This is a genomic window from Leisingera sp. M527 (assembly GCF_025141525.1).
Taxonomy (GTDB): Bacteria; Pseudomonadota; Alphaproteobacteria; order Rhodobacterales; family Rhodobacteraceae; genus Leisingera.
This window is the reverse complement of record NZ_CP081037.1, coordinates 3,233,855-3,258,844: the sequence shown is the minus strand read 5'-3', so window position 1 is coordinate 3,258,844 and position 24,990 is coordinate 3,233,855. Positions and strand designations below refer to the sequence as shown.

23 protein-coding genes and 4 pseudogenes are annotated in these 24,990 nt (G+C 58.0%); 10 read left to right on the top strand and 17 right to left on the bottom strand.

Annotation, left to right across the window (positions count from 1 at the left end; translation table 11 throughout):
- Nucleotides 1–504: 504 nt before the first annotated feature.
- From K3555_RS16105 to K3555_RS16085, 5 genes are read right to left on the bottom strand one after another with little or no spacing between them, the layout of a single operon-like run.
- Nucleotides 505–1,590 (bottom strand): FAD-dependent oxidoreductase, encoded by a 1,086-nt coding sequence (locus K3555_RS16105; RefSeq protein WP_260006253.1) that lies wholly within the window; start codon nt 1,588–1,590, stop codon nt 505–507.
- Nucleotides 1,590–2,264 carry an SDR family NAD(P)-dependent oxidoreductase gene (locus K3555_RS16100; protein ID WP_260006251.1) on the bottom strand — a complete coding sequence of 225 codons (675 nt, stop codon included), beginning with the start codon at nt 2,262–2,264 and terminating at the stop codon, nt 1,590–1,592. The genes K3555_RS16105 and K3555_RS16100 overlap by 1 nt, the downstream gene beginning before the upstream one ends.
- A 4-nt stretch (nt 2,265–2,268) precedes the next feature.
- Nucleotides 2,269–2,946 carry a cupin domain-containing protein gene (locus K3555_RS16095; protein ID WP_260006250.1) on the bottom strand — a complete coding sequence of 226 codons (678 nt, stop codon included), beginning with the start codon at nt 2,944–2,946 and terminating at the stop codon, nt 2,269–2,271.
- A gap of 14 nt (nt 2,947–2,960) precedes the next feature.
- On the bottom strand, nt 2,961–3,941 hold the full coding sequence (locus K3555_RS16090; RefSeq protein WP_260006249.1) for an MBL fold metallo-hydrolase: 981 nt from the start codon (nt 3,939–3,941) through the stop codon (nt 2,961–2,963).
- Nucleotides 3,942–3,998: 57 nt separating this feature from the next.
- On the bottom strand, nt 3,999–4,700 hold the full coding sequence (locus K3555_RS16085; RefSeq protein WP_260006248.1) for a type 1 glutamine amidotransferase domain-containing protein: 702 nt from the start codon (nt 4,698–4,700) through the stop codon (nt 3,999–4,001).
- 108 nt (nt 4,701–4,808) lie between these two features.
- Here K3555_RS16085 and K3555_RS16080 point away from each other — a divergent pair, with 108 nt between their 5' ends.
- The gene (locus K3555_RS16080) at nt 4,809–5,354 is read left to right on the top strand and encodes a TetR/AcrR family transcriptional regulator (RefSeq protein ID WP_260006247.1); all 546 of its coding nucleotides are present in this window, start codon (nt 4,809–4,811) and stop codon (nt 5,352–5,354) included.
- Nucleotides 5,355–6,022: 668 nt separating this feature from the next.
- On the opposite strand, the gene K3555_RS16075 is transcribed toward K3555_RS16080, so the two are convergent.
- From K3555_RS16075 to K3555_RS16060, 4 genes and pseudogenes are all read right to left on the bottom strand, one after another.
- Nucleotides 6,023–6,325 (bottom strand): hypothetical protein, encoded by a 303-nt coding sequence (locus K3555_RS16075; RefSeq protein ID WP_260006246.1) that lies wholly within the window; start codon nt 6,323–6,325, stop codon nt 6,023–6,025.
- A 398-nt stretch (nt 6,326–6,723) separates the two neighbouring features.
- Nucleotides 6,724–7,548: pseudogene (locus K3555_RS16070) on the bottom strand (IS3 family transposase); the annotation flags it as partial.
- A gap of 272 nt (nt 7,549–7,820) precedes the next feature.
- Nucleotides 7,821–10,364 (bottom strand): S8 family peptidase, encoded by a 2,544-nt coding sequence (locus tag K3555_RS16065; RefSeq protein WP_260006245.1) that lies wholly within the window; start codon nt 10,362–10,364, stop codon nt 7,821–7,823.
- 15 nt (nt 10,365–10,379) lie between these two features.
- Complete coding sequence (locus K3555_RS16060) at nt 10,380–11,597, bottom strand: ATP-binding protein (protein ID WP_260006244.1); 1,218 nt, start codon at nt 11,595–11,597, stop codon at nt 10,380–10,382.
- A gap of 158 nt (nt 11,598–11,755) precedes the next feature.
- On the opposite strand from K3555_RS16060, the gene K3555_RS16055 reads away from it, so the two are divergent.
- A protein-coding gene (locus tag K3555_RS16055) for an IS5 family transposase (protein WP_260006243.1) occupies nt 11,756–12,512 on the top strand; the annotation gives its coding sequence in 2 pieces (ribosomal slippage) (nt 11,756–12,087 and nt 12,086–12,512; 759 coding nt in all).
- Between the two features lie 437 nt (nt 12,513–12,949).
- Here the strand turns inward: K3555_RS16055 and K3555_RS16050 are convergent.
- Entirely contained in the window at nt 12,950–13,120 is a 171-nt protein-coding gene (locus K3555_RS16050; protein ID WP_260008553.1) for a helix-turn-helix domain-containing protein, read from the bottom strand.
- A 211-nt stretch (nt 13,121–13,331) separates the two neighbouring features.
- Between K3555_RS16050 and K3555_RS16045 the strand changes: the two genes are divergently transcribed.
- Together K3555_RS16045 and K3555_RS16040 are read left to right on the top strand one after the other, a co-directional pair.
- Nucleotides 13,332–13,679: a hypothetical protein gene (locus K3555_RS16045; RefSeq protein ID WP_260006242.1), complete on the top strand. Its 348-nt coding sequence runs from the start codon at nt 13,332–13,334 to the stop codon at nt 13,677–13,679.
- A 542-nt stretch (nt 13,680–14,221) separates the two neighbouring features.
- Nucleotides 14,222–14,710 carry a transposase gene (locus K3555_RS16040; protein WP_260008552.1) on the top strand — a complete coding sequence of 163 codons (489 nt, stop codon included), beginning with the start codon at nt 14,222–14,224 and terminating at the stop codon, nt 14,708–14,710.
- Between the two features lie 97 nt (nt 14,711–14,807).
- Here K3555_RS16040 and K3555_RS16035 read toward each other — a convergent pair.
- Nucleotides 14,808–15,125: pseudogene (locus tag K3555_RS16035) on the bottom strand (mandelate racemase); the annotation flags it as partial.
- Nucleotides 15,126–15,234: 109 nt separating this feature from the next.
- On the opposite strand from K3555_RS16035, the gene soxR reads away from it, so the two are divergent.
- Together soxR and K3555_RS16025 are read left to right on the top strand one after the other, a co-directional pair.
- Nucleotides 15,235–15,696, top strand: a complete 462-nt coding sequence (gene soxR, locus K3555_RS16030; protein ID WP_260006241.1) for a redox-sensitive transcriptional activator SoxR — start codon at nt 15,235–15,237, stop codon at nt 15,694–15,696.
- A 199-nt stretch (nt 15,697–15,895) separates the two neighbouring features.
- Nucleotides 15,896–16,471, top strand: a complete 576-nt coding sequence (locus tag K3555_RS16025; protein WP_409201660.1) for a tyrosine-type recombinase/integrase — start codon at nt 15,896–15,898, stop codon at nt 16,469–16,471.
- Here K3555_RS16025 and K3555_RS16020 read toward each other — a convergent pair.
- Nucleotides 16,393–16,763, bottom strand: a pseudogene (locus tag K3555_RS16020) (hypothetical protein); the annotation flags it as partial. The gene K3555_RS16025 and the pseudogene K3555_RS16020 sit on opposite strands and share 79 nt — an antisense overlap.
- 170 nt (nt 16,764–16,933) lie before the next feature.
- Here K3555_RS16020 and K3555_RS16015 point away from each other — a divergent pair.
- The 4 genes from K3555_RS16015 (at nt 16,934) to K3555_RS16000 (ending at nt 19,585) form a co-directional block, all read left to right on the top strand.
- Nucleotides 16,934–17,245 (top strand): transposase, encoded by a 312-nt coding sequence (locus K3555_RS16015; protein WP_260006240.1) that lies wholly within the window; start codon nt 16,934–16,936, stop codon nt 17,243–17,245.
- Entirely contained in the window at nt 17,242–17,589 is a 348-nt protein-coding gene (gene tnpB / locus K3555_RS16010; RefSeq protein WP_260006239.1) for an IS66 family insertion sequence element accessory protein TnpB, read from the top strand. The genes K3555_RS16015 and tnpB overlap by 4 nt, the downstream gene beginning before the upstream one ends.
- A 62-nt stretch (nt 17,590–17,651) precedes the next feature.
- Complete coding sequence (tnpC, locus tag K3555_RS16005) at nt 17,652–19,289, top strand: IS66 family transposase (protein ID WP_260008485.1); 1,638 nt, start codon at nt 17,652–17,654, stop codon at nt 19,287–19,289.
- A complete protein-coding gene (locus K3555_RS16000; protein WP_259987154.1) occupies nt 19,289–19,585 on the top strand; it encodes a hypothetical protein in 297 nt (98 codons plus the stop codon). The genes tnpC and K3555_RS16000 overlap by 1 nt, the downstream gene beginning before the upstream one ends.
- Nucleotides 19,586–19,599: 14 nt before the next feature.
- On the opposite strand, the pseudogene K3555_RS15995 reads toward K3555_RS16000, so the two are convergent.
- The 5 genes and pseudogenes from K3555_RS15995 to K3555_RS15975 all read right to left on the bottom strand — a co-directional run.
- Nucleotides 19,600–20,409, bottom strand: a pseudogene (locus tag K3555_RS15995) (transposase); the annotation flags it as partial.
- Nucleotides 20,410–20,716: 307 nt separating this feature from the next.
- Nucleotides 20,717–21,499: an arginine deiminase family protein gene (locus K3555_RS15990; RefSeq protein WP_260006238.1), complete on the bottom strand. Its 783-nt coding sequence runs from the start codon at nt 21,497–21,499 to the stop codon at nt 20,717–20,719.
- A gap of 5 nt (nt 21,500–21,504) precedes the next feature.
- The gene (locus K3555_RS15985; RefSeq protein WP_260006237.1) at nt 21,505–23,109 is read right to left on the bottom strand and encodes a 5-guanidino-2-oxopentanoate decarboxylase; all 1,605 of its coding nucleotides are present in this window, start codon (nt 23,107–23,109) and stop codon (nt 21,505–21,507) included.
- Nucleotides 23,106–24,290, bottom strand: coding sequence for a pyridoxal phosphate-dependent aminotransferase (locus tag K3555_RS15980; protein ID WP_260006236.1), 1,185 nt, complete (start codon nt 24,288–24,290; stop codon nt 23,106–23,108). Before K3555_RS15980 ends, K3555_RS15985 begins: the two co-directional genes overlap by 4 nt.
- Entirely contained in the window at nt 24,287–24,934 is a 648-nt protein-coding gene (locus K3555_RS15975) for a TetR/AcrR family transcriptional regulator (protein ID WP_260006234.1), read from the bottom strand. The genes K3555_RS15980 and K3555_RS15975 overlap by 4 nt, the downstream gene beginning before the upstream one ends.
- Nucleotides 24,935–24,990 lie beyond the last annotated feature (56 nt).

The window sequence follows — 24,990 nt, the reverse complement described above, 5'->3', positions numbered from 1 at the left end:
GGCCGATTTTTTGGGGCGATGGCAGGAGTCCTCGCGTTTTGCTGCGCGGCAGCGATGGAGAAAACTTGTTCCTGGCTATTCCTTGAACCCAAAACTGGGGCCAGAACTGTTGCCGTGGGACGGGAACAGTAGATTGCAGTGAACCGGTATTCGGGCGGGGGCAGCGGATCACCGGACCTGTCAGGCCGCCGGGCTTACGCTCCGTTTTTTGCGATATCAGACGGCCTGCGGCCTGTTGTTAACTGTCTTGCCGGTAGCCTCAGCAGACTTGGCTGCCGCAGGATCGTTTTGCTGCCGTGGACCGCTGGCAGAGCTCCTTACTGCAAAAGCCAGCCGCACCAGAGACAAGGCGCAAGCCGGTTGAGCGTCTCTGGAGCGACGAAGAGCCAGGATCCGCGGCATTTCAAGAGCAGCAGGCGCCTCTACCGCAAGCACCATTAATACTTCCGGCCCCTGGGGCGAAGCTGCAGATGCTGAAAAGCCAAGATGAGCATGCCCAAGAGGTCAGCCATCAGCTTCCATCGATAGCACTGCAGTTTTTGCAGTTTGTTCTGCAGCTTCCAGTGCGCCTTCAAGGAACCCGCCGAACCCGCGTGCGGTCTCGGTTGAACAGAAATGCATGCCGTGCGCCGCTAGGCTTCTGAGACTTGAAGGCAAGCCGTAGCTGGGATGGTATCCTGATGGCACGCGGTCCTGAGCTCGCGCGATTTCCGGGACCGCCGCCCAGTCCTGCAGAACCAGATCAAGGGGGTGCGCCATTTTGGGGCCAAACATCGCTGTGAGCTGGGCCAGGGCCTGGTCCATCATGTCATCCCGCTGCGCTGCGCGCGCCTCCGCAGAGACGCCGACAAAACCGAACAGCGCATAAGGCCCGCCTTCCATCGCGGAGGCATCGTGGATTTCGGCCATGGGACCACGGTGGCTCATCGCATCGCCCGAGAGACCGGCATTGCGCCAATGAGGCTGATCATAGACGGCGAGGATCTTGGCCTGGCCGGCCATCCAAGTCGGGACATTCTTCAAGGACCGGCTTTGAGCTTCATCAAGCGCCGGCTCAAAGCTGACGGTATCCGCAATGACCCGGGGCGGGATGGCCAGCATGATTTTCTTGGCTTTCACGGTCAAAGATGCGCCATTCTGATCAAGATGCGCCGTGATGCTGCCAGGGGAATGCTGAACGGTTTCAAGCCTGGCTTGCGTCAGGATACGCCCTGCATCCAGTGATCCGGCCAGCGCACTGATTAAGGCCCCCATGCCGCCGGCAAGCCGGTAGGACCCTTCCATGGACGCAAAGCCGCGCGCCCGCTGGACCGCGCCGGACCGGTCCTGATACATCTGATCGCCGGTTGAATACTGCGGGAAGACCGGGATATCGAAACGCCGCGCCAGGGCCGCCATACGCGGCTGGCCGGGCCAGAACCAGGCCGGGCCAAGGTCGAATTTTCCACCCGACAGCTCTTTGGTCAGGATGCGCCCGCCGAGGCGGTCCTGCGCCTCGACCAGAAGGAAATCTGCGCCCTTGCGCGTCAGGTGGTCTGCGAGGGCGAGGCCGGACAGGCCGCCGCCCACGATGAGAATGTCCGTTTGCATCAGAATGCCTCCCCCATGGGTCTGAGATCCAGTTCGTGGGTCCAGGTGGATTTTGGCTGGCGGGCGAGCGCGAGATAGGTCTCTGCGATGTCTTCCGGTTGCATCATCCGTGACGGATCCATGCTGTGCAGATCCCGGCTGGCCTCTGTGTCGACGATCCCGTCCAGGATCACATGCACGACATGGACGCCCTTGGGCCCATATTCCCGGGCCAGAGACTGGGTCAACGCCCGCAAGGCCGCCTTGGCTGAAGCGAAGGCTGCAAAGTTCCTGCCGCCGCGCAGGCTCGCAGTGGCACCGGAGACGATGAACGTTCCGCCGCCGGTCCCGGCCATTGCAGGCAATACACTGCGCGCCAGATTGACAGCGGATAAGACCATCGCGCGCCAGGTTGCCTCGAATTCGTCATTGCTCGTGTCCTCGAATGGCGAAATGACAAGTTTTGCCGTGTTGTGAACCACAAGCTTGGGCGCGCCATGGGTGCAGATCATGTCCCTTAGCTTGGACCTGCTTCGGCGCGGATCGGTCAGATCAACAGCAAGTGTGGATCCTGCGCCTTGCGGCACCGTGCGGTTCAGGCCAAAGGCCGAATACCCGTTCCGGCCAAAGGAGGAAACCAGTGCCTGTCCAAGCCCGGGACCGGCACCAGCGACGATTGCAAGAGGTTTGGCCATAGTCCTATCCTTTTGCAGGGATGATCGGCGGTTCCGCCAGATGGCCGGATTTGACCCACAGGCGCGCGCCCTCGGACCCGGCCTTGGCATTCAGCGCCATTCCCGGCGGCAAACGCAGCCAGCTGTTTATCCCGAACAGTTCGCCGCCTTCGGTGAAGCTGCCTTCGATCACCAGTGCTTCAAAACCCTTGTGCCCGGTCACGTTGACTTCTTCCTCTGGGCTCCACAGCTCGATCCGGACCCGTTCACGGGAATCCTCGAAAAGCGGGATTTCGGACAGGCCCTCCGCGACAGGGCGCGGTTCCTCAGCTGTTGTGTCGATCGTCAGCTGGGTGCGGTCTTCGGGGTCGAACTGCCAAAGCTTGACAAGGATGGTTGCGCCGTCCGCCGCGCTAGGTGTGTGCGACGTGGTCGGCGGATTGCGCACGTAGGTGCCAACGGGAAAATCCCCGTGTTCGTCCTGAAAGACGCCGTCGAGCACCAGAAACTCCTCGCCCCCGGTATGGGTATGGGCCGAAAAGGCGCTGCCCGGCGCATAGCGGACAATTGTTGTTGCCCGTGCAACCTCATCGCCGATCCGATCCAGCATCCGGCGGTCGACGCCTTTCATCGGTGAGGCAATCCAGGGTTCATTTTCCGAATGGACAACCGCACGTTCATCAAAGTTTGCATTGATTTCCATGTCTTGTTCCTTTCTCAGAGATTGATCTTCATGCCGACGGCAATTGGCACGACACGCTCGCCGTATTGGCGTTCCAGCGCGTTAGTCGCGCGCCATCCGGTACAGTGGCCTGGCATGATCAGGTCGATGTCGAATTGCGCAAAGTCGGCGACGGTCTGGCCGATGATCTTTTCGTTGCCGCCGGCAAGGTGGAAGCCGCCGGTCAGGCCGTGGATTGGCACGCCGGGGAAGTCTCTTCGGGCGGCATGAAGGACATTGACGATGCCCGCATGCGAACAGGCCGAAAACACAACCAGCCCCTTGCCTGCGATGTTTACCGCGACATAGCGCTCGTCCATGAGCAGCGGGTCGTCTTCCCACCCCGTGCCGTCCTCGGTGCGGCGGACATGGCCCGGAAACCCGGCCTCGTAATCCGTGATGCGGGGAATTTCTCCCGAGACATAGAACATTTCGTCCAGCACGCTGAGCGGCTGATCGGTGACAACGGGTGTTGCCCCCTGCGCAGCCAGTTCTTCGGGCGTGGCGATTTCGCGGATTTCGATCAGCTCTCCAGACGAGAGCGGAAAAGCGCGTTTGCGGAACATGCCGGGATGCAGATAAACCGGCAGATCACCGGTCTGGCCATCCTTGCGGATCAGGTCGATGGCCGCAGGAATGCCGCCCGCATGGTCCCAGTGCCCATGCGACAGCGCGATGGCCTCGATGGAGGCAAAGGACTTGCCCAGGCGCGATGCATTGAACCCGACGGCAAAATCAACGGGGCCGGCGTCAAAGAGCAATGTATGCTCCGTATCGCCGCGTTTGGCCGTGATGATCAGCGCCAGACCGTGATTGGCACAGCATTGACCGGCGCCCGAAATCTGCTCCATCCCGGCATTGTGCAGATTGACCCATTCATGGGTGAACCCCTCGGGCACACTGGACAGGCTGTCCGTCTGGTTATCGATCAGCACCAGGATCTCGACACTGTCGATGGGTTGAAGCTTGGCGGGCATGGGTCTTCTCCGTTTCGAGTTGCCGGGGCGGACAAGTGCCCGCCCCGGCAGCCGGCGTCAGGCAGACAGGCGCTGCTTGAGCGCTTCCGCGAGCGGGGGTGCCGACGCCGGGCTCTGGCCGGTCATCAGGGCGCCATCCTCGACCACATTGGCTTCCCAGTTGGCCTTGCTGACATAGTTGGCGCCACGGCGCTTCAACTCGTCTTCCAGCGAGAACAGCAGGTGATGAAGAAGCTCGATCTCGCTGTCTTCGTCGTTCTTGAAGCCGGTCAGGCTGACGCCATCAACCAGGTAGGAGCCGTCGGATTTCTTGATGTCCCGCAGGATGGCCGGCGCGTGGCAGACCATCGCAACAGGCCGGTCGGATTCGTAGAAGTCGCGGATCATCTTGATGGTGTAGCTGTCCGAAGCCAGATCCCAGATCAGGCCGTAGCCGCCCGGCACGAAAAGCGCATCGAAGGTCGAATAGTCAATCTCGCGCAGCTTGCGGGTGTTCTGAACCGCGAACATCGCAACCGGATCGCTGAAGAAACGGTCAGTGTTTTCGGTGGTGAACGGGGCCTTCATGGACAGGAGATCAATGGGCGCATTGCCGCCAGCAGGCGATGCAAAGACAACCTCATAGCCTGCTTCTGTCAGGATATAGTACGGGGTTGCAACCTCTTCGAACCAGGTGCCGGTCTGCTTGCCCGAGATCCCCATTTCGTCAACGGAGGACATGACCAGCAAGACGCGCTTTTGTTTGTTTCCGGTAGCCATTGGGAGAGTTCCTTTCTTGAAAGCTATCTATCGGTAGGTAGAGTAAAGCTAGGAATTGATTTTCCGCCTGTCAACTGATATCTACCGATTGATAGACTGGAGGCCGTCATGCCACTGACAATGAAAGAAAAAATTCTTGCTGCTGCTGAAAAAAGGGTGCGAAGCGCTGGCTTCTCGGAGATGAGTTTCCGCGATCTGGCCAACGATGTGGGAATCAAAAGCGCCAGCGTTCACTACCACTTCCCCACCAAGCATGATCTTGGGGAGGCGCTCGTCGCCCGCTATGCTGAACGGTTCAAGGAAGATTTGGACAAGATTGATCCGGACAATCTGCAAACTGCCATAGACAGCTTTGTCGGGCTCTATTCAAATGCACTTGTGCTGAATGAATCGATTTGCCTCTGCGCTATCATGGGGGCGGAAGCCATCGGTCTACCAGAAAATGTCAATCAGCGAACCAAGGCCTTCTTCGAGATGAACAGGGCCTGGCTCACCGCCCTGTTCTCCAAGCACAAGGTCAGGGATGCGGAAGATGTTGCAAGCCTCATTGTTGCCGCCCTCGAAGGGGGCATGATCGTCGCATCGTCGTCAAACGACCGTTCCGTGTTCGAACAAGTCGCCAAAACGGCCATTCGTAGCATTGCCATAGAATGAGGCTCAGAGCTTGGAGCGGCCAGCCCGCGTAAAGCGTTATTCACATACTTAGGTATCCTGAAAATTGAGTTCGAGTGTGCGCACCCGGCTCTTTGGTCAGCGTTTGGCTCAGGCCGTTTGTATCGCCCTAGCTCTGCCAGATTGTGTTCTGGAGTCGAGCAAAACGGGCAGTGCTTGAGTTTCAACCACTCAGGGTTTACCCCACCGCAACTGGTCGCAGAGGCAGCGCAGTATAGCTTAGGGGGCTGTCAAAACGCGCTTTCCTGAATAGGAGCTTCCGTGACTCCGCGGTTTCGTTGCGAATTCACCGCTGCAGATGCAAAGGCACTCTGCGTGAATGGGCGCTGAAGTAACAAAAGACAGATGACCCCGCGACCAGTGATTTCGGGCGACAGATATTGCTGCAATATGCTTGAACGGCTGGTTTTCACGCCGCGCGACGGAGCGGGAAATGATGCAGTCGCGGCGATTTTGTTGCTGCGAGCGAGCGAAGCGAAAAATCTGCTTGTCGGCTGTGGGCTCTCTCGTTGAATCCGCCGCGCTTTGTTTGAACGGCGGCTCTGCTGAAATCGCATGGGCAAAGAGCGTTCCAATATTTGGCGTCTACACGCTCTTTGCCCATGCTATCGTTGTGACCAGGTGTTGACCGATCAAACACGGTAGATATCTCAGCTCTCTGATGGTCCTGGTGTTAGGATCCGATCATGGTAATCGATGGAAAGCAAAACATACTTCTGCTTGTCTGCGTCGATGAGATAAACAGGTTCATTGTCGGCGACCGCCAGAACTTCATCTGTAAACTGGCTCAGAAAGTTGGTCGAAATTGGGCTGCAGTTGGATGAGGGGTTGCAACCAACCTTGAGTGTAATTGTTTGCCGCACCAGTGTTTCAGCGGAGACGTCGAATGTCGCAGCCATCTCGCAAAAGCGATCATACAGTTCGTCCGGCAGATCAAGTGTCAAGTCGGGCATTTTTCGTCCTCTAACTTGAGGTTCATGTCATTTTGAGCAGCACGGGGAGTGCTTGCAAGATGCAATTCAGACCAAATGATTTGAAAAGTAGAGAAGGCGCGATGTTCCGAGCCATGTCATTGATATTGAGGAGGAAAGGAGTTTTGACTTCCTTCCCCCTGAAGTAAAATAGACAGGTCCGTGTCCTCGCTACGCTGCGGGCCGCGCCCCCCCCTGTCGATTTTTCTTCACCCCCATCCTTTCACGCTCGCCGCTCGGCAGGGGTAAGCGATCGCTTACCCAGCCCAAATTTTTTTTGAATGAAACGCTGAGCGTTTCAAATAACGGAGTGAACCCCATGCCCACACAAAAGAGATTGGAAGCAAAGGCTATTGACCTGCCCCCCGCCGGTCCCTCGCTCATAGGGAGAGTCTGCGGGTTTGATTTTGGTAATTGTCGGTCTCAGATTTGGCAAGCGCGGCGTGCGCGAAGCCCTCAAATTGCTCAAGCGCCCGACGCGCTTGCAGCGGTGTCTGGTTTCCCAAAGAAGAATGCGGCCTGACGGCGTTGTAATCATAGCGCCAGAGCGCCAGCTTTCTCCGGGCGTCATCCAGGGTGTCGAAGATCTCCTCGTTCAGAAGTTCGTCGCGCAGGCTGCCGTTGAATGACTCAATGAAGGCATTCTGCTGCGGCTTTCCGGGGTCAATGTAGTGCCAGGGCACATCGTTCTGGTCGGCCCACTTCAGGATGGCGCGGCTGGTGAACTCAGTCCCATTATCGCTGACAATGCTGCCCGGCTTTCCATAGACCCGTACCAGCGCATCCAATTCGCGGGCCACTCGTGCGCCCGAGATGCTGGTGTCTGCCACCAGACACAGGTTTTCACGGCTGCAATCATCGATCACGGCCAGTATCCGGAACTTGCGCGAAGCCCCAAAGCTGTCCGACAAGAAGTCCAGCGACCATCGAGCATTCGGACACGCAGCCCCAGGCATCGGCGTGCGAGATCCACGCGCCCGCTTGCGGCCGTGCCGTCGCTTCACAGACAGCCCTTCCTCTCGATAGAGCCGATACAGTTTCTTGTGGTTCATGATCATGCCTTTGCGCTCCAGCAGAACGCCGATCCGCCGGTAACCAAACCGACGCCGCTTTCCGGCGATCTCATGCATCTCTTTGCGGATTTCGGGGCAGTCCGGCGGGCGTTCACGCCGGACTGTCTTTGGATCGACACCGATCAGCCGACACCCATGAATCGACCTTTCTGTCACGCCTTGGTGAAACCTGTGACGATCCGCTCAGGGTTGCAAGGTGGAATGCTTGGTTTGTCCCGGAAGTTCCTACCCGAATGAACATGCAGAAAGCGATTAGGATCATCTTTAGAGCGACAAAGGTGAGCCAAATCTCACGGGGAGAAACAGCCACCACCTTACTATAAAAATGGAGATACATTTAAGCGGATTGGGCTACGTGGAGATCACCTTGCAATCCTACCATAGCCCTACCAGGTGATTATGTCTTAAATCCGAGATGCAATTCTCGCAGCTGTTCTGATGTCCGCAATCTGAACACCCGTCGATTGCAAGGTTTGTCGCATTTCATCGAAGACAAATGCCTTCTTGTCTGGGTCGCTAATGGTCAAGACAGCAGTAAACGGAATTCCTTCATCCGGTATCTCTTGGCTTGAACGGGTTAGGTATTCCACAAATAGGCGCCAGTTCGAGGACTTGCCTTTTCCTCGAGGCATGGTTTTCTCGAAACCTTTTACTGGGCTCCACTTTAGATCATGCTTGATTCTTTCGGCTTCAATTCTGTGCCCTTCAATGTCTTTGGCTGAATAGATAGGATCAAGTCGTCCCAGCCAACCCGATGTGCCATCTGCCTTTGGCTCTTCCTGCTGCAGGGTTGCGTTCAAGTTGACACGTACGAATTCGGAACCAAATCTCGAATCCAGAGGTGGAGTTGAAACAACAGTTAGCTTTGCTTTCCCTCTACACTTCCCCCCAGGGAGGACGAGGGACGCGGGCCAAGCGAAGCCAAATTCAATCTGTTGTTCCTTTTGAATTCGAGAGGCGAAGACTAAGGTAATCTGGTGATCGTTGCCCTGAAGGATTTCATCAGCCGGCGCAGTCATACCAAATCCCACGAGGTCCCTGGCTAGTGGGCGAAGGGCCTTTTCGTCCAACGCATCAGGTATGCTTGCATGATGTAATAGGAGCGCAACAAGCGTTTCTCGAGAAACATCTCCTTCAATGTTGTGGTCCAAAATGGCCGCAGTTTTCGCTACGAGTGGGGCAGCATAACTCGTGCCGCAACCATCAACTATTACCCCGTCAGGCTTAATGGACGATAACCCGTGCCCAAATGTGTGGTGCGGAGTCCCGGAGCCTCCGATTTGAGCTAGATCCGGCTTTACACCCGCACGCACGCCTGGCCCCCTGCAAGAGTAATTCGCTGGCGCATATGGTACAATGTTGTCCAAGCCGGGAGGGTTGAGTGCTGCAACCGCAACATTGCGAATACTCTCCGCAGGCATAAGTAGTCCGTCGTTCCTAGCAGAGCTCAAGTCAACAGCGGCTTGGGTGCTGTCTGTTGACCATTCCGCTCTTGTTGAATGAGGGTCGGTATTTCCTGCAGATAGCACGAAAAGCGCGTTGTGTTCTTCGGCAATTCCATCCAGAATTGAAGCGAAGCGTTCATATCGGCTTGGTGTAGCAGGCCTTTGGATATTTAAGCTCATGTTGAACACGCGAGCGCCGTGCTGTGCGCTGGTATCTCCGACAGCCTGCTCAATTTCGTCGAAGAAATCCGTCAGACCGTTTGGGTAGTAATTCTCAAATGAGCCAACAACCGCTTCGTTAGGAAGTACTGCGATATCGACCAATGCCACGCCATCGCGTTCTGGGCAGACATCAGGTCCATTGAGTGCATTGCCTGCCACGGTCAGCCCGCCAATGAAAGTCCCATGGTCAAGGTCTGAATCCACTTCAGCGAGCACATCCCACTTGTCAAGTGTCCAGGGGGCAAGGTGGTCTCCGATGCCACCATCGATAATGCCGACTACCGGATAGCTCCTGTCGGCTTCTATAGGAGGCAAGTCAAATTTCGAGCCACTCTCTACATCGACTCCAGAAGGAGTATTGCGCCGCAATGGTGAGACAGTTCGAGAAATGATAGGGGGTAACTCTACACGCCGGACGAGAGGGTGATTGTCCAGAAACTCCAGTAAAGCGGCATGCTTGCTTGCATCATCGTCGAACGGCGCCAACTCTTTGGACCGCTGTCGATCTCCCGACGGAACTGAAGACGAAATTCGAAAAGGTGACATTTGCTCAGATTGCCCAAGCCTGAATGAGAGCAGTGGAGGCTCCTCTCCGGTCATACGCAACCTGCGAACATCTAGTCCTGGCCCGACAGCTGAAAGCCCTTCGAAGAATGAAGTAAAGAGACGCCTTTTTGATGGATGTAGTAAGTCCCACTCCGCCCTTGGTGCTGGAATTTCAAAGAGATCAATGTGGTAGCTGGAGCCAGTCATTGGGTTGGAGAGCCAAGCAATGGCTTCTGACACTGTAAAGTCCCGCTTGTCAGAATGCGAAAACAGTTCGATCTTGGAAATCGCGCCGACCTCGCTTTTGAAGCTTGACGGGTTTGGCACTTCCTTTCGCTTATTCGGATCGTACTTTTCAAGCGTGTTAGTTTCAGCTTTCGAAACTGCTTGGGCGACCTGAGACAATCTCTGAGGTGTCGCCTCAAGCAAAAGCTCACCTAAATCGCCACCGCCTACCAAAGGTATACGTTCAGGTTTAAGCAGTGCCGCAAAGGGCCTATGAGACTTAGCCCAGGCGGCTTTTCTCAGAACGACCTTAATAAAGCCAGTATCCCCAGTTTCCTGCTTGGATAGAACGCTAGAAATTGAAGCAAGTTGCGAGAGGATGTTTTGCTTGTGAGACGAGAACTCTTGATCCCGATAAGCAAAAAAATCAGTTTTCGAGCCCCCAGGGGACTTGTCTCGCACTTCCTCGAAATTCTCTTGGTTCAAAACGATTTGGATCGGGCTGGCCAATATAAACTTCCTTATTTAACCTTTGTTGGAGATGTTGCTTCTATGAATGCTTCGACTAATTGTGGATTTGTTTACACCAGCGACTTGCCCAATGTCTTCAAACGACATGTTCAATTGTTCATCGCTATGCAGCGCCTTAAATAGGTTGCCTCTTTGGAAGAGTAGTTCCCTACGTTCTGAGTTGATACGTGCGCTGTTAAGGGTCGCGAAATGCTGCAGCGTTTCAAGAAGGCGCCGGTCGTTGTCTTTGTTAATTGCGAAAGATTTCTTGTAGGTGCGCACGAGTGTCTCAATTTCTGCTCCCGTCGCTCCTTCCGTAAACCATGCCAGTAACTTCACGTGGCTCTCAGGGGCATCAACTGGTGCCATGAAGCTTCTTGCAATTTCAATGCGTACTTCAAAGTCAGGGGATGGCATTTCTAATTGAACTTCGAATCTCCGCCAGACAGCCGGATCAAGTAGTCGCGGGTGGTTTGTGATTCCCATTGTAATGCCAACATCATTTCGTTCGTCCAAATTTTGGAGCAGAGAGTTCACCACCCGTTTGATTTCTCCAACCTCCTGAGGGTCATCACGAAGTTTCGCAATTGCATCAAACTCATCCAACAAGAGAACGCACTGATAGCGATTTGCAAACGCAAATAGATTTCCAATGTTTCGAGCCGTGGTGCCGAGAAACGAAGAAACTAAGCCATCAATGCGCGCAAGTAAAACTGGCAAGCCCAATTGATTGGCAAGCCAATGTGCCAGGCGCGTCTTTCCTGTTCCAGGTGCGCCATAGATCAAGCACGTCTTAGGGGGGGCAATACCGATATCGCTCAGTGCATCAATGTGGCGCCACTCCTCCAGCAGCGAGTTGATCGCTCCTTGTATAGCCTCAGGAAGGATGGGTGGTGCATCTGTCGTATCGGTCGGAAAGGTGATTGAAGCGAGCACCGCGCCGGTCTCGCGGTCAACCGGTGGCTTTGTGGCCGGTGTAAGAGTCTCTCCTGGTGCCGCGCTTTTCGACTTGGTTATTCGGCTGGGCTTCATCTCAACCGTACGTTCGGCATTAGTAAGTATGCGGCTAAGCTGCGATGCCTCTTTGGACATCCCTTCTTCGCGTAATGCGTCCCTCAATCTCTCAACTTGCTTGCGAATTGCTGGGTTTTCCTGCCCGAGGGCGGAGCGGCAGAGGGCCTGAATGATCTTGAAGTGTTCCACACGTTCCCCGTTCATCAGTGTTTGTTGCATAATACATCTGATAAGTTGCACGTCAACTTCAATTGTTGCCTAGTTTTTTGTATTGTTGCCTTTTGCGCGGCAGGGCGTGCGTTTTTTTCGCACTAAGGTCAGGACCCATTGATTTCAGCCTTTCGACATGATTCACAGGTCGAAAATCGAGCGGTGACATGAGCGACCTCTACTGGCTGGATGACCTGCAGATGGCCCGTCTGGACCCCTTTTTTCCAAAGTCCCACGGCAGGCCGCGCGTTGATGACCGGCGTGTCCTGAGCGGGATTATCTTTATCAATCGCAATGGCTTGCGGTGGCGGGACGTGCCCAAGGAGTACGGTCCGCACAAGACGCTGTACAATCGCTGGAAGCGGTGGAGCGAAAAAGGTGTCTTTGCGCGGATCATGGCAGGCTTGGCGGCGGAACACGGCGAAGAGAAGACCGCGATGATCGATGCGACTTACCTCAAGGCCCACCGGACAGCGACCAGTATGGGCGTCAAAAAGGGGGCGCGGACGCCTGATAGGCCGAACCAAGGGCGGGATGAACACCAAGCTGCACGCAATCTGCGACAGCCGAGGGCGACCGATCAGCTTCTTTGTCACTGCCGGTCAGGTCAGCGATTACATCGGCGCTCGGGCATTGGTGAGCAGCCTGCCGGACGTCGACTGGTTGCTGGGGGACCGCGGATACGACACTGATTGGTTCAGAGGCGCGTTGAAAGACAAAGGGATACGCGCCTGCATCCCTGGCCGAAAGCAACGAAAGACATCCATCAGATACGACAAGCGCCGATACAAACGGCGCAACCGCATCGAGATCATGTTCGGCAGGCTCAAGGACTGGCGTCGGGTTGCAACCCGATACGACCGATGTCCAAAGGTGTTCTTGTCTGCCATCGCTCTCGCTGCAACCGTCATCTTCTGGTTATGAAACAAGAACGAGTCCTGAGCCTAGGTTATAAGGTGCGCGCGTGAATCGAGTTTTCTTGAGTTCCGTGGTATAAATCGTGGTTTAATCTCGCTGTTTATTTTTATTACACAATATTATCAATAGCTTAAGTGTGTTACAGGGCTCCCTTCGTCTCCGCCATAACTTTATGTAAAGCATCAACTATTTCTGATCTGGAATCAGTGGATGTCTGTAATTGGACAGGTTTCGGTTCAATTGTGGTCAAGATGGCGTGAGTTCTTGCATTTAGCTATCCTAGTTCTACACCTTACCAAGGATAGTTGCTTCAGTTTTCTGCTAGCAGAACGCATCATTGCGCGGCATCTGGGATCATGCCGGGTACATTGAGTGAATGGTAGCTGGCAATCAGTTTAGCGACTCGTCGATAGGCTGCGCACGAGTCTCCAAAGTGAGTGTTTCTAGTTGCCAACCTCTTTCTCTGCTTCCAAAATAACTTGGCTCAATGGAACTCCAAGTGCCGTGCTAATTCGAATGAGCGTATCAAGCGTTGGCTGAATACGACAGTTCTCTAGTAAAGAGATGTAGCGCATGCTCCGTCCGGCTCTGTGAGCCAACTCCTCTTGAGACATATTGTTAGCAAGTCTGCGTCGTCGAACGACAACAGCCAGTGCTCTCTGCAATGGGGCGAATCTTTCGTGTGTCATTCTGAGACAAGGCAGGCAACATAAGCCTTGTGGCCATGAGGTATAATGTGAACACTAGGAAGGAACGGAGATTTGCCTTTTGCGGAGGTGCTTTGAGCAAGCGTTTCACCTAGGTACACAATTCGGAAGATTCCATATGGCTGAATACCGTCTCTCAGGCGATCAATTCTCGGCTCTTGTTCAAGAGGTTACCAAAGCGGTCCTTGTGTTGGTTGCTGAACAACCAAGGTATGAGAGATCCGCGGAGGTGAAGGTGCTATCTTCCCCAGAGGCTAGGTCTCAGCGCGGCAGGCCAAAGTCTGTGTGCACAGGCCAACTGCATATGAAAGTGCTGCAAGAAGACGAACTGTGGTTTAAGTCGCTTGCGAAGGCGCTAGAAATTCAGAATGGAAAACTCTTGAACTTGCTCCGCCGAAACTTTGAGGAACGTGAGGGTGGACTTAAAGTTGAATTGCACGCCACAGAGCTCGCGCCTAAGGTATGAGAAGTCTTTGAAGTTGTGTCTTGCTACCGACGTCAAGGTGGTGCGCTCTGCACACGCCGCGACCAACACGGCGAACCCTATCACGCCTCCTTCGAAGGGTTAGGCCAGGTGAAAAATGGCTCTCTGACAAAAGTCCGCAGAGTAGGTCAACTGCGATACATGTGCTGGCCTCAAGGCTATCTATATGTCTCCAATTGCCAGTGGGCCATCGGTTCCATATAGGCGATGCTCGATCATCATACCGATCAGATGTAAAACACATTTGCTGTTCGTATTATGTCCTTCGGAGGCTGGGTATTCGATGCGAAGGAGATCCTGAAGCTGAAGCAGATCAAGCCCCCACGATTCTGTATCGTCTTCCTTCTCGGCAATGTCAGCGCCCTATATCTCCGCTGATGTCTGTACCAACTCACTGAACTGGATTTTTGAATTTTCCAGGAAGTGAAGGAACTCAAAACTACCATCCATCAGGGCGCGAGATTGGTATGCCTCTGGCGGAGGCTGTCTGACGAGATTTCGGCGCTGGTTATAAGTCCGAACTTATGGCCGACCAAAAGTTCAGACCTGAGATTGAAGTCCTTACTGCTGCGGATACGCCGCGTCGGCGGCACTGGAGCGATGCCAACAAAATCCGGATTGTGGAGGAAAGATTCGTGGGGCATCGCCAGGTGGGGGCGACAGCGCGGCGGCATGGTGTATCTCGCTCTCTTTTGACGATATGGCGGCAGCAATACCGGCAAGTTCCCGTTGACGCTTTCGCCTGGGACGCCCGCGCCAACACCAGTCGCACAGCCTGGAGCCGACGATTTCCAACTCGAGATCGTGCGGAGGAACGGGCGCCGTCTCCTTGTCCCCTCCACAGAGGATCCCGAGAAGCTGGCCCGGCTTCTTCAGGAGCTGGAGGGGCGATGATCGCCCTCCCGGCGGGAGTACGCGTTTGGATCGCGGGCGGAGTGACCGACATGCGGCGCGGCATGCCGCCCGATACTGCTCCATCTCTGCGCGTATCTTGTCGTGCTCCTGTTCCATGACACAACGATAGAGCGGCGCTCCATCACACAACTTACCTCCCCAAAGCATGTAAACAGGCAATCCGGCGCTTTTGCCAAGAATGTCCCAGCAGGCCATATCGACGGTACTCTTGGCAAAGGAGTGACCTTCAATAGCTGCATCCATAATCCGTTCGATTTTGTGAAGCTCGCTCGGGTCCTTGCCTATCAAAGCATCAGCAAGACCGGGCAAGGCTGGGAGCGCGCCAAGATTGCTAGCACCCCAGGGACATGACTCGCCACATCCACTGATACCGGCATCTGTGTCAATAACCACAACTGTACTGTTGAAGGTATCAAAAGTCCTCGTGTGCTCCTCGGTAAGGTCACCAACGGCAAGCCCGCCCCCAAGGTACGGTAAGTCTTTCCGGTAAGCGCTTACTTTAGTGATCTTCATAATTTTCTCCCTTGCGTACGGCTCGTGCTTTGAGCATTCACGTGAGCCTACAAGTTGAACTTAAGTTTAAGTCAAGGCGTAGTTTTGGTTGCACGAAGCGAGGTAAGATATGGCAAAAAGCACCGCATATTTGACCATTGGTGACGTGGCTCGACGCAGTGGCGTAACCGCGTTAGCCCTCAGGTTTTATGAGCGCCGAGGATTGGTAAGAAGTACGCGAACTGCTGGAAATCAACGCTTGTATCACCGAGAGATGTTGCGACGAATTTCTATCATTCGCGTGGCGCAAACTCTGGGCTTGACACTTAAAGAAATCTCAGAGGCGATGAACGAACTTCCTGACCAGCGTACGCCTACGAAACGCGACTGGGAAAAGCTTTCAAAGAAATGGCAACGGGAGCTGGATGAGCGCATCGCGCAGATGCAACGATTGAGAGGCAAACTAACCCGCTTTATCGGGTGTGGTTGCCTGTCACTCAGAAGTTGTACGTTACATAACCGACAAGATCATATCGCTGCCGATGGTCCCGGCCCAAGATTTCTTCTGAGTGAACCGTCGGATTCAGAATGATATTTGGCTTTGCCCGATGACAGATAAAGCAGCCATTCATAGCGATTGCAGCATCGGTAAGTAAGGGCTCGTGGGCTAAGCCGCTCTCGCGGCATGGGCGCTTGTTTCTGATGTATCGAGCTCAGCTGAATGGATCGGATTTTGCGATGTGATGGACCTGTCTGACGATTGAGGTTTCTCAATCTGACAGGAGGATCCCATGGCACAGGAGAAGATGAGCCCGATGCGTGCGCGGATGATTGAAGATATGCGTATTCGCGGGTTGGCGGAGACGACGCAGAAAGCCCGCATCCGGGCGCTCAAGCAATTCACCGCGTTTCTGGGGCGCTCGCCGGACACGGCGACGCCGGACAACTTGCGCGCCTATCAGCTTCACATGACGGACACCGAGGTCACACCTTCGGTCTACAACGCCCGGGTCGCTGCGCTGCGATTCTTCTTCGGCATGACCTGCGACCGGGAGGATATGAAGAAGTACATACAGTTCCGGACCGAAACGCGGAAGCTGCCGATTGTGCTGAGCTTCGAGGAGGTCTCTGCGGTTCTGGCCTCGGCACCTGGCCCCGGTCTCAAGTATCGGGCGGCGATCGGCATCGGCTATGGCGCCGGGCTACGAGCATCTGAAGTAACCAACCTGAAGGTTCGGGACATCGACAGTGATCGGATGCTGATCCATGTTGAGCGCGGCAAGGGCGGCAAGGATCGCGACGTGATGCTGGGGCAGCACCGCGGCTTCAGGGCACAGGCCTCACAGTCTGGTTTGCGGGCCCGGTAGCGCAGGGTGCCGTCCTTATTGGCGCCCGATCTGGGTGTCGTGAACGCGCGCCGGTATTGCTTGAGCTCCTTGCCGCCAGGGCAGATGCAGGCGTCGTTCCCGGCATCCTAGGTGAAGCCGGCCCGTTCAAAGGTGCCGTCCTTGCGCCCGGACTTGTCCCCTCTCGGGACATTGCTGCGCAATGCCCTGCCGGGCAGTGGATCACCGGGATATGCGGGGCGATCCCGCGCTGCCGGTCCAGTCAACCGAGCATTTCGCCGGTGCCGTAAGCGGTATCGGCGATCAGGCGTTCAAGGTAACCGCCCGATTTGAACCGCCTGCTCGTGTGTCCCGGAGATTGCTAAGAGACGTCCATAAAGACGTCTTTAATGACGTCTCCTACAGGGATGGAGACAGCTGTGCGGGGCGAAATTCTGGGCTTGGAACGTCGGCGCCGATGGAGTGACGACGAGAAGTTGGCGATTGTGCTTTCGGTTGGGGGTGAACGGCGCGACCGTGTCGCAGGTCGCACAGCGCCACGAGATCAGACGGCAGCAGATTTATGCCTGGCGATACGAGCTGAGGAGGAAGGGGCTTCTGGGGCCTGACGACACCGCGCTGTTTTTGCCGGTTGATATTCCGGCGCTGCCGCCCGGTCCGCTGGAACCTTGCACCTCTGAAGCGAACTCGGCGCTGATCGAGGTGGTTTTACGCAATGGCCGCAGCTTGCGGGTCGATGCCCATTTGGACCCGGCGGTGCTGACCCGTTTGATCCAAGCGGTGGAGGCGGCATGATCGGCCCAGGCACCGGCGTTCGCGTTTACCTGGCTTGCGGTCACACTGATATGCGCATGGGTATCGCGGGCCTGTCCGCCATCGCGCAGGATGTCTTGCGGCAGAGGCCGTCAAACGGTGCCGTGTTCGCATTCCGGGGGCGCCTCGGCGACAGGGTGAAACTTTTGTATTGGGATGGCCAGGGCTTTTGCCTTTATTACAAAGTCCTCGAGAAAGGGCGTTTCCCATTGCCCGCGGCGACGGATGGCAGCGTGCGCCTGACCGCCGATCAGTTGGCCATGCTCTGGGAGGGGATCGACTGGCGCAGGCCGGATTGGGGCGCGCCACCAGCCCGGACAGGCTGATTTATCCCTCTGGAATCTCTTGTTTTTATGGTGTCTGGACTGGAGGTATGGTATCCACGGCCATGTCCGCAGAAGCCATGCCTCTCCCCAACGACCCCGCCGTTCTGAAGGCAATGATCGCCGCGTTGCAGGCGGAAAACCAGAAGATATCTGCCAGTTTGCGGGCCCATGATCTGCTGGTTCAGGCGTTGCGTGTCCGGATCGTCAGATTGCAGAAGCAGAAATTCGGCTCCAGTTCGGAAAAGATCGAACGCGAGATCGAACAACTGGAACTGGCGCTGGAAGACTTGCGGGTTGCACTCGCCGAGGCGGATGAACTGCTGTCGGATGGCGGTGAGGAGCCGGAGACGGACAGCCAGACCCCGGAACCAGCCGCGCCGCGGGACCCGAAGCGCCGCCGTCCGAAGGTGTCGAAGGACACGCCGCGCGAGCGCCGCGAGCTTGATCCCGGCGACAGTTGCCCGGATTGCGGAGGCGATCTGCGGGTGATCGGGGAGGATGTCAGCGAGTTGGTCGACATGATCGCAGCCCAGCTGAAGGTCATCGAGATCGCGCGCATCAAAAAATCCTGTCGGCGCTGCGAAAAGATCGTTCAGAACCCCGCGCCCAGCCGTCCCATTCCCCGCAGCATGGCGGGCCCGAACCTTCTGGCTTATGTGCTGACCTCGAAATTCGACGACCACGTGCCGTTGTATCGCCAGAATGAGATCTTCGCCCGCATGGGCGCGGACATCCCGGACACGACCCTGGTCGACTGGTGCGGCGGCGCGATGAGGACGCTGGCGCCGCTGATCGAGAAGATTGAGAAGATCGAGGCCGAGATCATGGCCAGCGATCTTCTGCACGCAGATGACACGCCCATCCGGGTTCTCGACCGAGGTCGGCGCGACAAGGGGCTTGGAAAGGGCGTCAAAAAAGGCCGGATCTGGGCCTATGTCCGCGATCAGCGCCCATGGGCGGGCACGGCTCCGCCCGGAGCGGTCTATCACTTTGCCCCGGACTGGAAGGAAGAGCATGTGCTTGCCCATCTTGGCGAGACCAGCGGCATTCTCCAGGCTGATGGCTACAAGGGGTATGCTAAGCTCTATGCCGCGGACCTGGACGGCAAGAGCCAGTTCCGGGAGACCGCGTGCTGGGCGCATCTTCGGCGCGACTTCCACGATGTCTGGACAGCAACGAAATCCGAAATCGCGCGTGAGGCGCTCGACCGTATCGGAGCGCTGTACGACATCGAACGGGAAATCAGCGGCAAGCCTGCCGAGTTGCGGCTGGCCGTGCGCCAAAAGGAAAGCAAGCCCAAGGCCGATGCGTTCCGGGACTGGGCCGAAAAGCAGCTCACGCGCATTCCCGGCAAGAGTGATCTGGCCAAGGCGTTCCGCTACGGGCTGAGCCGCTGGCCCTCGTTCACGCTGTTCCTGGAGGACGGGCGCGTGGCTATCGACAACAATCCCGCCGAGCGCGCGCTGAGACCCATTGGCGCCGGCAGGCGAAACTGGCTATTCGCGGGTTCGGATACCGGCGGTAACACGCTCGCCCGCGCGATGACCGTCATCGAGACGGCAAAGATGAACGGCCTCGATCCTCAGGCCTACCTTGCAGATGTCTTGGACCGCATCCACGATCACATGGTCAACCGGCTGGCCGAATTGCTTCCTTGGAATTGGAAGCCGGCAGATCAAACACGCAACGAGGCTGCGTAATGGCAGCCACGACCTACGTCTGCTCCATCGCCCATGCCGCCGACCTGCTGAGAGAAGATCCCGGACTTCTCGAGGTTATTGTTAGCAACGACGACAACCTCTCCTACGGCAACATAGTTAGCGTCCACATCGGACGCGACGACTACATTACGGCACTGACCGACGAGGGCATCCACGAATTGCGCGACATGCTGGCGTCAGCACGTGTGTCCGTTGAGACATGGCACAGCTTCCTCGATGACTTCGTCGGGGAACCGGACATTATCGCTCGGGTCAAGAACCAGCCGCTGCGGTAGAAATCGGGCGCTTACCGTTCAGGTTTCAGGTCGAAGGCATCGCTCACCCGATCCACCATTGTCCGCACGGCACCGGCCCCGGCTTGCCGGATTGAGCGGGTCGCCTCGACATCAAGGATCACGCCATTGCCGGTGTCGATCAGGTCGTTCGTGGAATAGGCAAAATAAGCGGGTCCACCCCGTGCGCCGGTCCATTGCGAGGCCGGATCGGAATGCGAGGTGAACTTCGGCTTTACCGGGCTGGCCGCGCCGAAGGCCGCATCGCCGAGCGTCGCCAGATCCTCCCTGACAGCGCGCGGCGCGTTCTCGGGGTTGATCTTCTCGGGGGCCCAGTCCGCTTGCGGCGGCGAGTTCTGCCGGTTGGCATCGGCCTGGATCAGGCTGGCATCCGCCGCAAAGCGCTGACCACTCGCCAATCCTTCCTCGATGCAGCGCGCGGCCACCGTCTCGAACAGATGCCGCAAGAGATCGCTATCGCGGAACCGGCCGTGCCGGTTCTTTGAGAAGGTCGAATGGCCGGGCACTGGGCCGGTCAGATCGAGGCGGCAGAACCAGCGATAGGCGAGGTTGAGATGCACCTCCTCGCAGAGCCGCCGCTCCGAGCGGGTGCCCATCGTGTAACCGGCCAGGAGCATCCGGATCATCAGTTCCGGATCAACCGGCGGCCTGCCGGCCGGACTGTAGAAAGGAGCCAGGTGCCGCCGGATGCCAGACAGGTCGACGAACCGATCTATCGCCCGAAGCATGTGATCCTGCGGGACATGATCCTCGATCGGGAACTCATAGAACAGCGCGCCCTGCGCTTCCTGCCGTGGTCCCATCATTGCCACGCACCTCCGCTTGCCTCGCGGAAAGTGAATCAGCACTCAACACCCAAAACAACCCGGGTTTTTCAACAGAACAGGCCCATGGCATCTTGATCCCGGATGAGGCCTGTGAAAGCAAAGTTGACCCCATGATAATGGCTGCCTTATGTGAAACCCTGGTCCACCTTAAACAGGCTGCAAACAGGTCAAAAAAGCGGGGCCATTTCTGGACGCAAGGGTTGCAGAAAACCGTCCACTCCGAGGTTCCGCGCAGCTTTGGTTGACACCGCTGCGCGGAAGGGCTCCAGGGCCTTTGCTGCCGGGGTCAGAACCGCAGGGACAGGCAGGACATGCCGCCGTCCAGTTTGGCGCAGTCGGTGTTGTCGATTTCAACAATCTGGTAACCCGCCTTGTCGAGCATGTCTGCAGTGCGCGGGAAACCTGCTGCCATCAGCACCAGATTGTTGAACCTGATGGCATTTGCCGCCGCTTCCTCACTCTCGGCCACATGCAGCACACGGTAGCCTTCGAAGCAGCCGGAGGCGTCAAGGCGCTTGGTCGACAGTATTGTCTCGGCATCCATCAGCGAACAATCGGTCTTGAAGTGCAAGACGCCTTCCGGGGTGAAGACTTCGCGCAGTGTATGGCCCCAACCGGCAGCGATTTCAGCAAGTTCGGCTACACCTGCGGCGTCGGTGCGGTCGGAGCGGCCAACCAGGATTTCCTTGCCGGTCACCAGGATGTCTCCGCCTTCGATATGGCCGGGGCCTTTGATTTCGCGGATGTCGCCGTAGCAGCCGCGCAGGGTGGGGGCCATTTCAGCCACTTCGCCCAGCCGCGAGGGTGCGCCGGGGCGCATCAGGATGGCGCCCTGCGGCAGGCACAGGGCGGTGTCCTCGACAAACTGCGCGTCGGGGAAGGCGTCCAGCGGATCCAGTTCGATCACCTCGGCGCCGGTGCTGCCCAGGGCCGTGACATAAGCCGAATGGGCAGCCAGCATGCTGTCCAGATCCGGGTTGCCGATGTCCTCGGCGCGCAGTCCTTTTGCAATGGAGGCGGCGGGGCGGCGGGTGATGGCGCGGGTGAACTCAAATGTGGGGTTTTGCATGGGGGTTACTCCTGTTCCGGAACGGGTCCGGTAATGTCGATTTCAAGAAGGCTCGGGGCGCCGCGGCTGCTAGCCTCGCGGAGTGCGGCGGCAACAGTTTGCGGATCCATGGGGACGCGGGTGAAGGGGATGCCAAAAGACTTGGCGGCGGCCTCAAAATCCGGTGGAGTCGGGTCGCAGCCAACCACCGGAACGTCCACGGCTTCCATTGAGGTAGCGATTTCGCCGTAACCGCGATTGTTCCAGAGGACAAAGGTGATGGGCAGGTCCTCGTCCACGGCAGCCATGATCTCGGGCAGGGAGAATTGCGCGCCGCCGTCGCCGGCAATGCAGATCACTGGTGTGTCCGGCGCGGCGATGGCGGCGCCGATCGCAGCGGGGATGCCAAAGCCAAGCGCGCCATAACCCGTGGCGGCATTGAACCAGCCGCCGGGACGGTCGTGGTCGTAGTAGAGGTTGCCGGCATAGATCGGCTGGGTGGAATCGCCGACCATCAAGGAACCCGGAACCGCGGCGCGCATGGCGTTCAGCACCTCGACCTGGCGGCGGTAGTCCGGTCCGATTTCCTTATAGGCAGCGGCGCGGGCGTGTTGTGCACGTTCAGCGCCCTGGCCTTGTTTCGCCGGTCCGGGCAGGGCGGAGAGAAGTGCCGCGGCGGCGTCTTCTGCGCGGCCCGTGATGGCCAGCGCGGTTTCATGCCGGGCCAGCTGTGCGGGGCAGATATCAACCCGGATCAGCCCGGCCATCCGGGGCATGCTGCCGGTGGCGTACATGTCATAGTCGGTTGGTCCCAGCTCGGTTCCCAAGGCAAGCACGCAATCTGCGTCCTCGATCAGGGCGCGGGTGGCCTGCAGGCTGGGACTGGCTGGGACTGTCAGCGGATGGCCGTGCATCATGCCGCGGGCGTTAACGGTTTGCACGACGGGAGCGTTCAGTTGTTCGGCCAGGGCCTGGAGGTTTGCACCCTCTGTTTTCGCGCCGCCGCCGGCCAGGATCACGACATTTGCTGCCGCGGAGAGCCGGTTTGCGGCTTTGGTGATCAGGGCCGGGTCCAGCTGCGGCGGGGGCGGGGCCGCTGGTGCCGGGCCATCTTCGGAGGAGGCGCCTGCGACGTCCAGCGGGACCTGTATGTGCGTGGGGCCGGGGCGGCCGGCGGAGAAGGGGGCAAAAGCGTGGTCCAGCGCTGCCTCCAATCCGGCAGGGTGCGCCACGTGTTCTGACGCCAAAGCCACGGTTTTTGCCAGGGCGTGCTGATCTGGCAGCTCGTGCAGGTGGCCGAGACCCATGCCGAGGGTGCCGCTGGCGTTGACGCCTGAGACCACCAGCATCGGAACCGAATCCGCCCGCGCCTGGGCCATCGGGGTCAGCGTGTTCGTAAGGCCGGGGCCGGTGATTACAAAGGCGACGCCCGGCTGGCCGCAGACGCGGGCATAACCGTCAGCCATGAAACCTGCGCCTTGCTCGTGGCGGGGGGTGATGTGGCGGATGCCGGAATCTGCGAGGCCGCGGTAAAGCTCGACCGTGTGAACGCCGGGGATGCCGAACACGCAGGTCACATCGCGTTTCTGCAGCCCTGTGACCAGGGCTTCACCAACTGTTTTTGCGGTCATGCGACGCTCCTTGCCTTGCGGTTTGCGTGGGCAGCGATCCGGTCCAGCGCGGTAGCAAAGCTGCTGTCGTCGATTGTAAGCGCGACGCGCACCCAGTTTTTGAGGCTGCCGCCAAAGGCGGAACCGGGCATCACGGCGACGCCGCTGTCCAAAAGATCCCAAGCGTAGGCATCACCGTCCAGGCCGGTGGCCGAGACGTCGATAAGGGCAAACATGCCGGCTTCGGGGCGGTGGACGCGCAATTCGGTCTCGCCGTGCAAGCGCTGGACTAGCAGATCGGCGCGGGCTGCAAAACGGGCGGCCATGCCAGGGGCCACGGGGGAGCCATCGCGCACGGCTTTTTCGGTCATGTCAGCGATAAAGGGCTGATTGCCGAACAGCATGGTTTCCGACACCGGCAGCAGCGCGGTGCAGAAGGCCGCAGGCCCGGCGCACCAGCCGCTGCGAAAGCCCGGTGCGGCGTGGGATTTGGAGATCGAAGAGACCGCGATCACCCGGTCCGCCAAGGCAGGATCAGAGAGCGGCGAGATGAACTCTGCGCCCTCGAAAATCAGATGCTCGTAGACCTCGTCAGAGATGATCCAAAGGTCATGCTTGATCGCCAGCGCGCCGATTTCGCGCAGGTCATCGGCGGTCAGGATGGCGCCGGTGGGGTTGTGCGGGGTGGTCAGCAGGATCGCGCGGCTGCGGGGTGTGATGCGCGCGGCGATGTCGCTGGCCTGCATCCGGAACCCGGCCTCAGGGCGCAGCGGCACCGGAACCATATCGGCACCGGAAGCGCGGATCACGCCTTCGTATGTCGCATACATCGGGTCGCCGACCAGCACCTCGGTGCCGGGTTCCGCAACACCCTGCAGAACGGCATAAAGCGCTGTCTGGGTGCCGGGGAAGCAGAGGATGTTCTCCGGCCCGAAATGACGCCCGCGGCTGGCAGTATAGGCACCGGCCAGCGCGGCGCGCAGGCGGGCTTCGCCGCGCCCGTCGGAATAGCCGGTGCGGCCGGCCTGCATTGCCTGCGCGGCGGTCTGGATCAGGTCCGGCGGAGTGGGCACGTCAGGCTCGCCGATGGTCATCTCAACCAGATCGGCACCGGCTTCGGCCAGTTGGCGCGCCTTCAGGTGCACTTCCCATTTGCCACCGCCCAATCCGGCGAGCCGCTCGGTGATTGCTGTCAGCTTCATGACGTTCCCGCCCCTTGTTCCAAATCAAGTCCTGTCATTGCGGCAATTGATTGCCGCCCGATTTCTGCCAGTTCCCCCGGTGCAAAAGCATCGGGCAGGGCACCGCCCTCCAGCCACAGCCCGTCAATCAGCGCGTTGCAGGCAATTGCCAGCTGGCGCAGCCGTGCGGGCGGGGCCGGGCGGCCGGCTTCGGCCAGCGCTGCGGTGATCAGCGCCTCCAGCTGGTCGCGGAAATAGGCATAGGTGCGTTCGTGCGTCGCCTTCATCTGCGGATCCTGCTGCACCTTGTTGAGGAAGCTGGCCCAAAGCGCGATGGCGCGCGGATCCACCACCGGCGGTGTCAGCGAGGCATTCACAAAGGCGGTGAGTCGGGCCAGTGCCGTGCCTTCGGTGCCGGCAGCCGGGGCAAAGGTTTGGTCGGTCATGGCCGTCATGTGGTGTTCGTAGGCGGCGGTGATCAGCTCTTCCTTGGAACTGAAATAATGCCGGATCAGCCCCTGGGTCACGTCGGCGCGCTCGGCAATGCCCCGCACCGTAGCCCCGCGCACGCCGTTTTCCGCCACCAGTTCCAGCGTGGCCAGAATCAGCGCTTCCTTCCGGGATTCGGCGGATTCACGTTTGAATTTGCGGCGCTCGTCGGTCACCTCAGCTCCTGTTATTTGCCTGGCATAGAAATTATACGCTTGCATAATTACGCGAG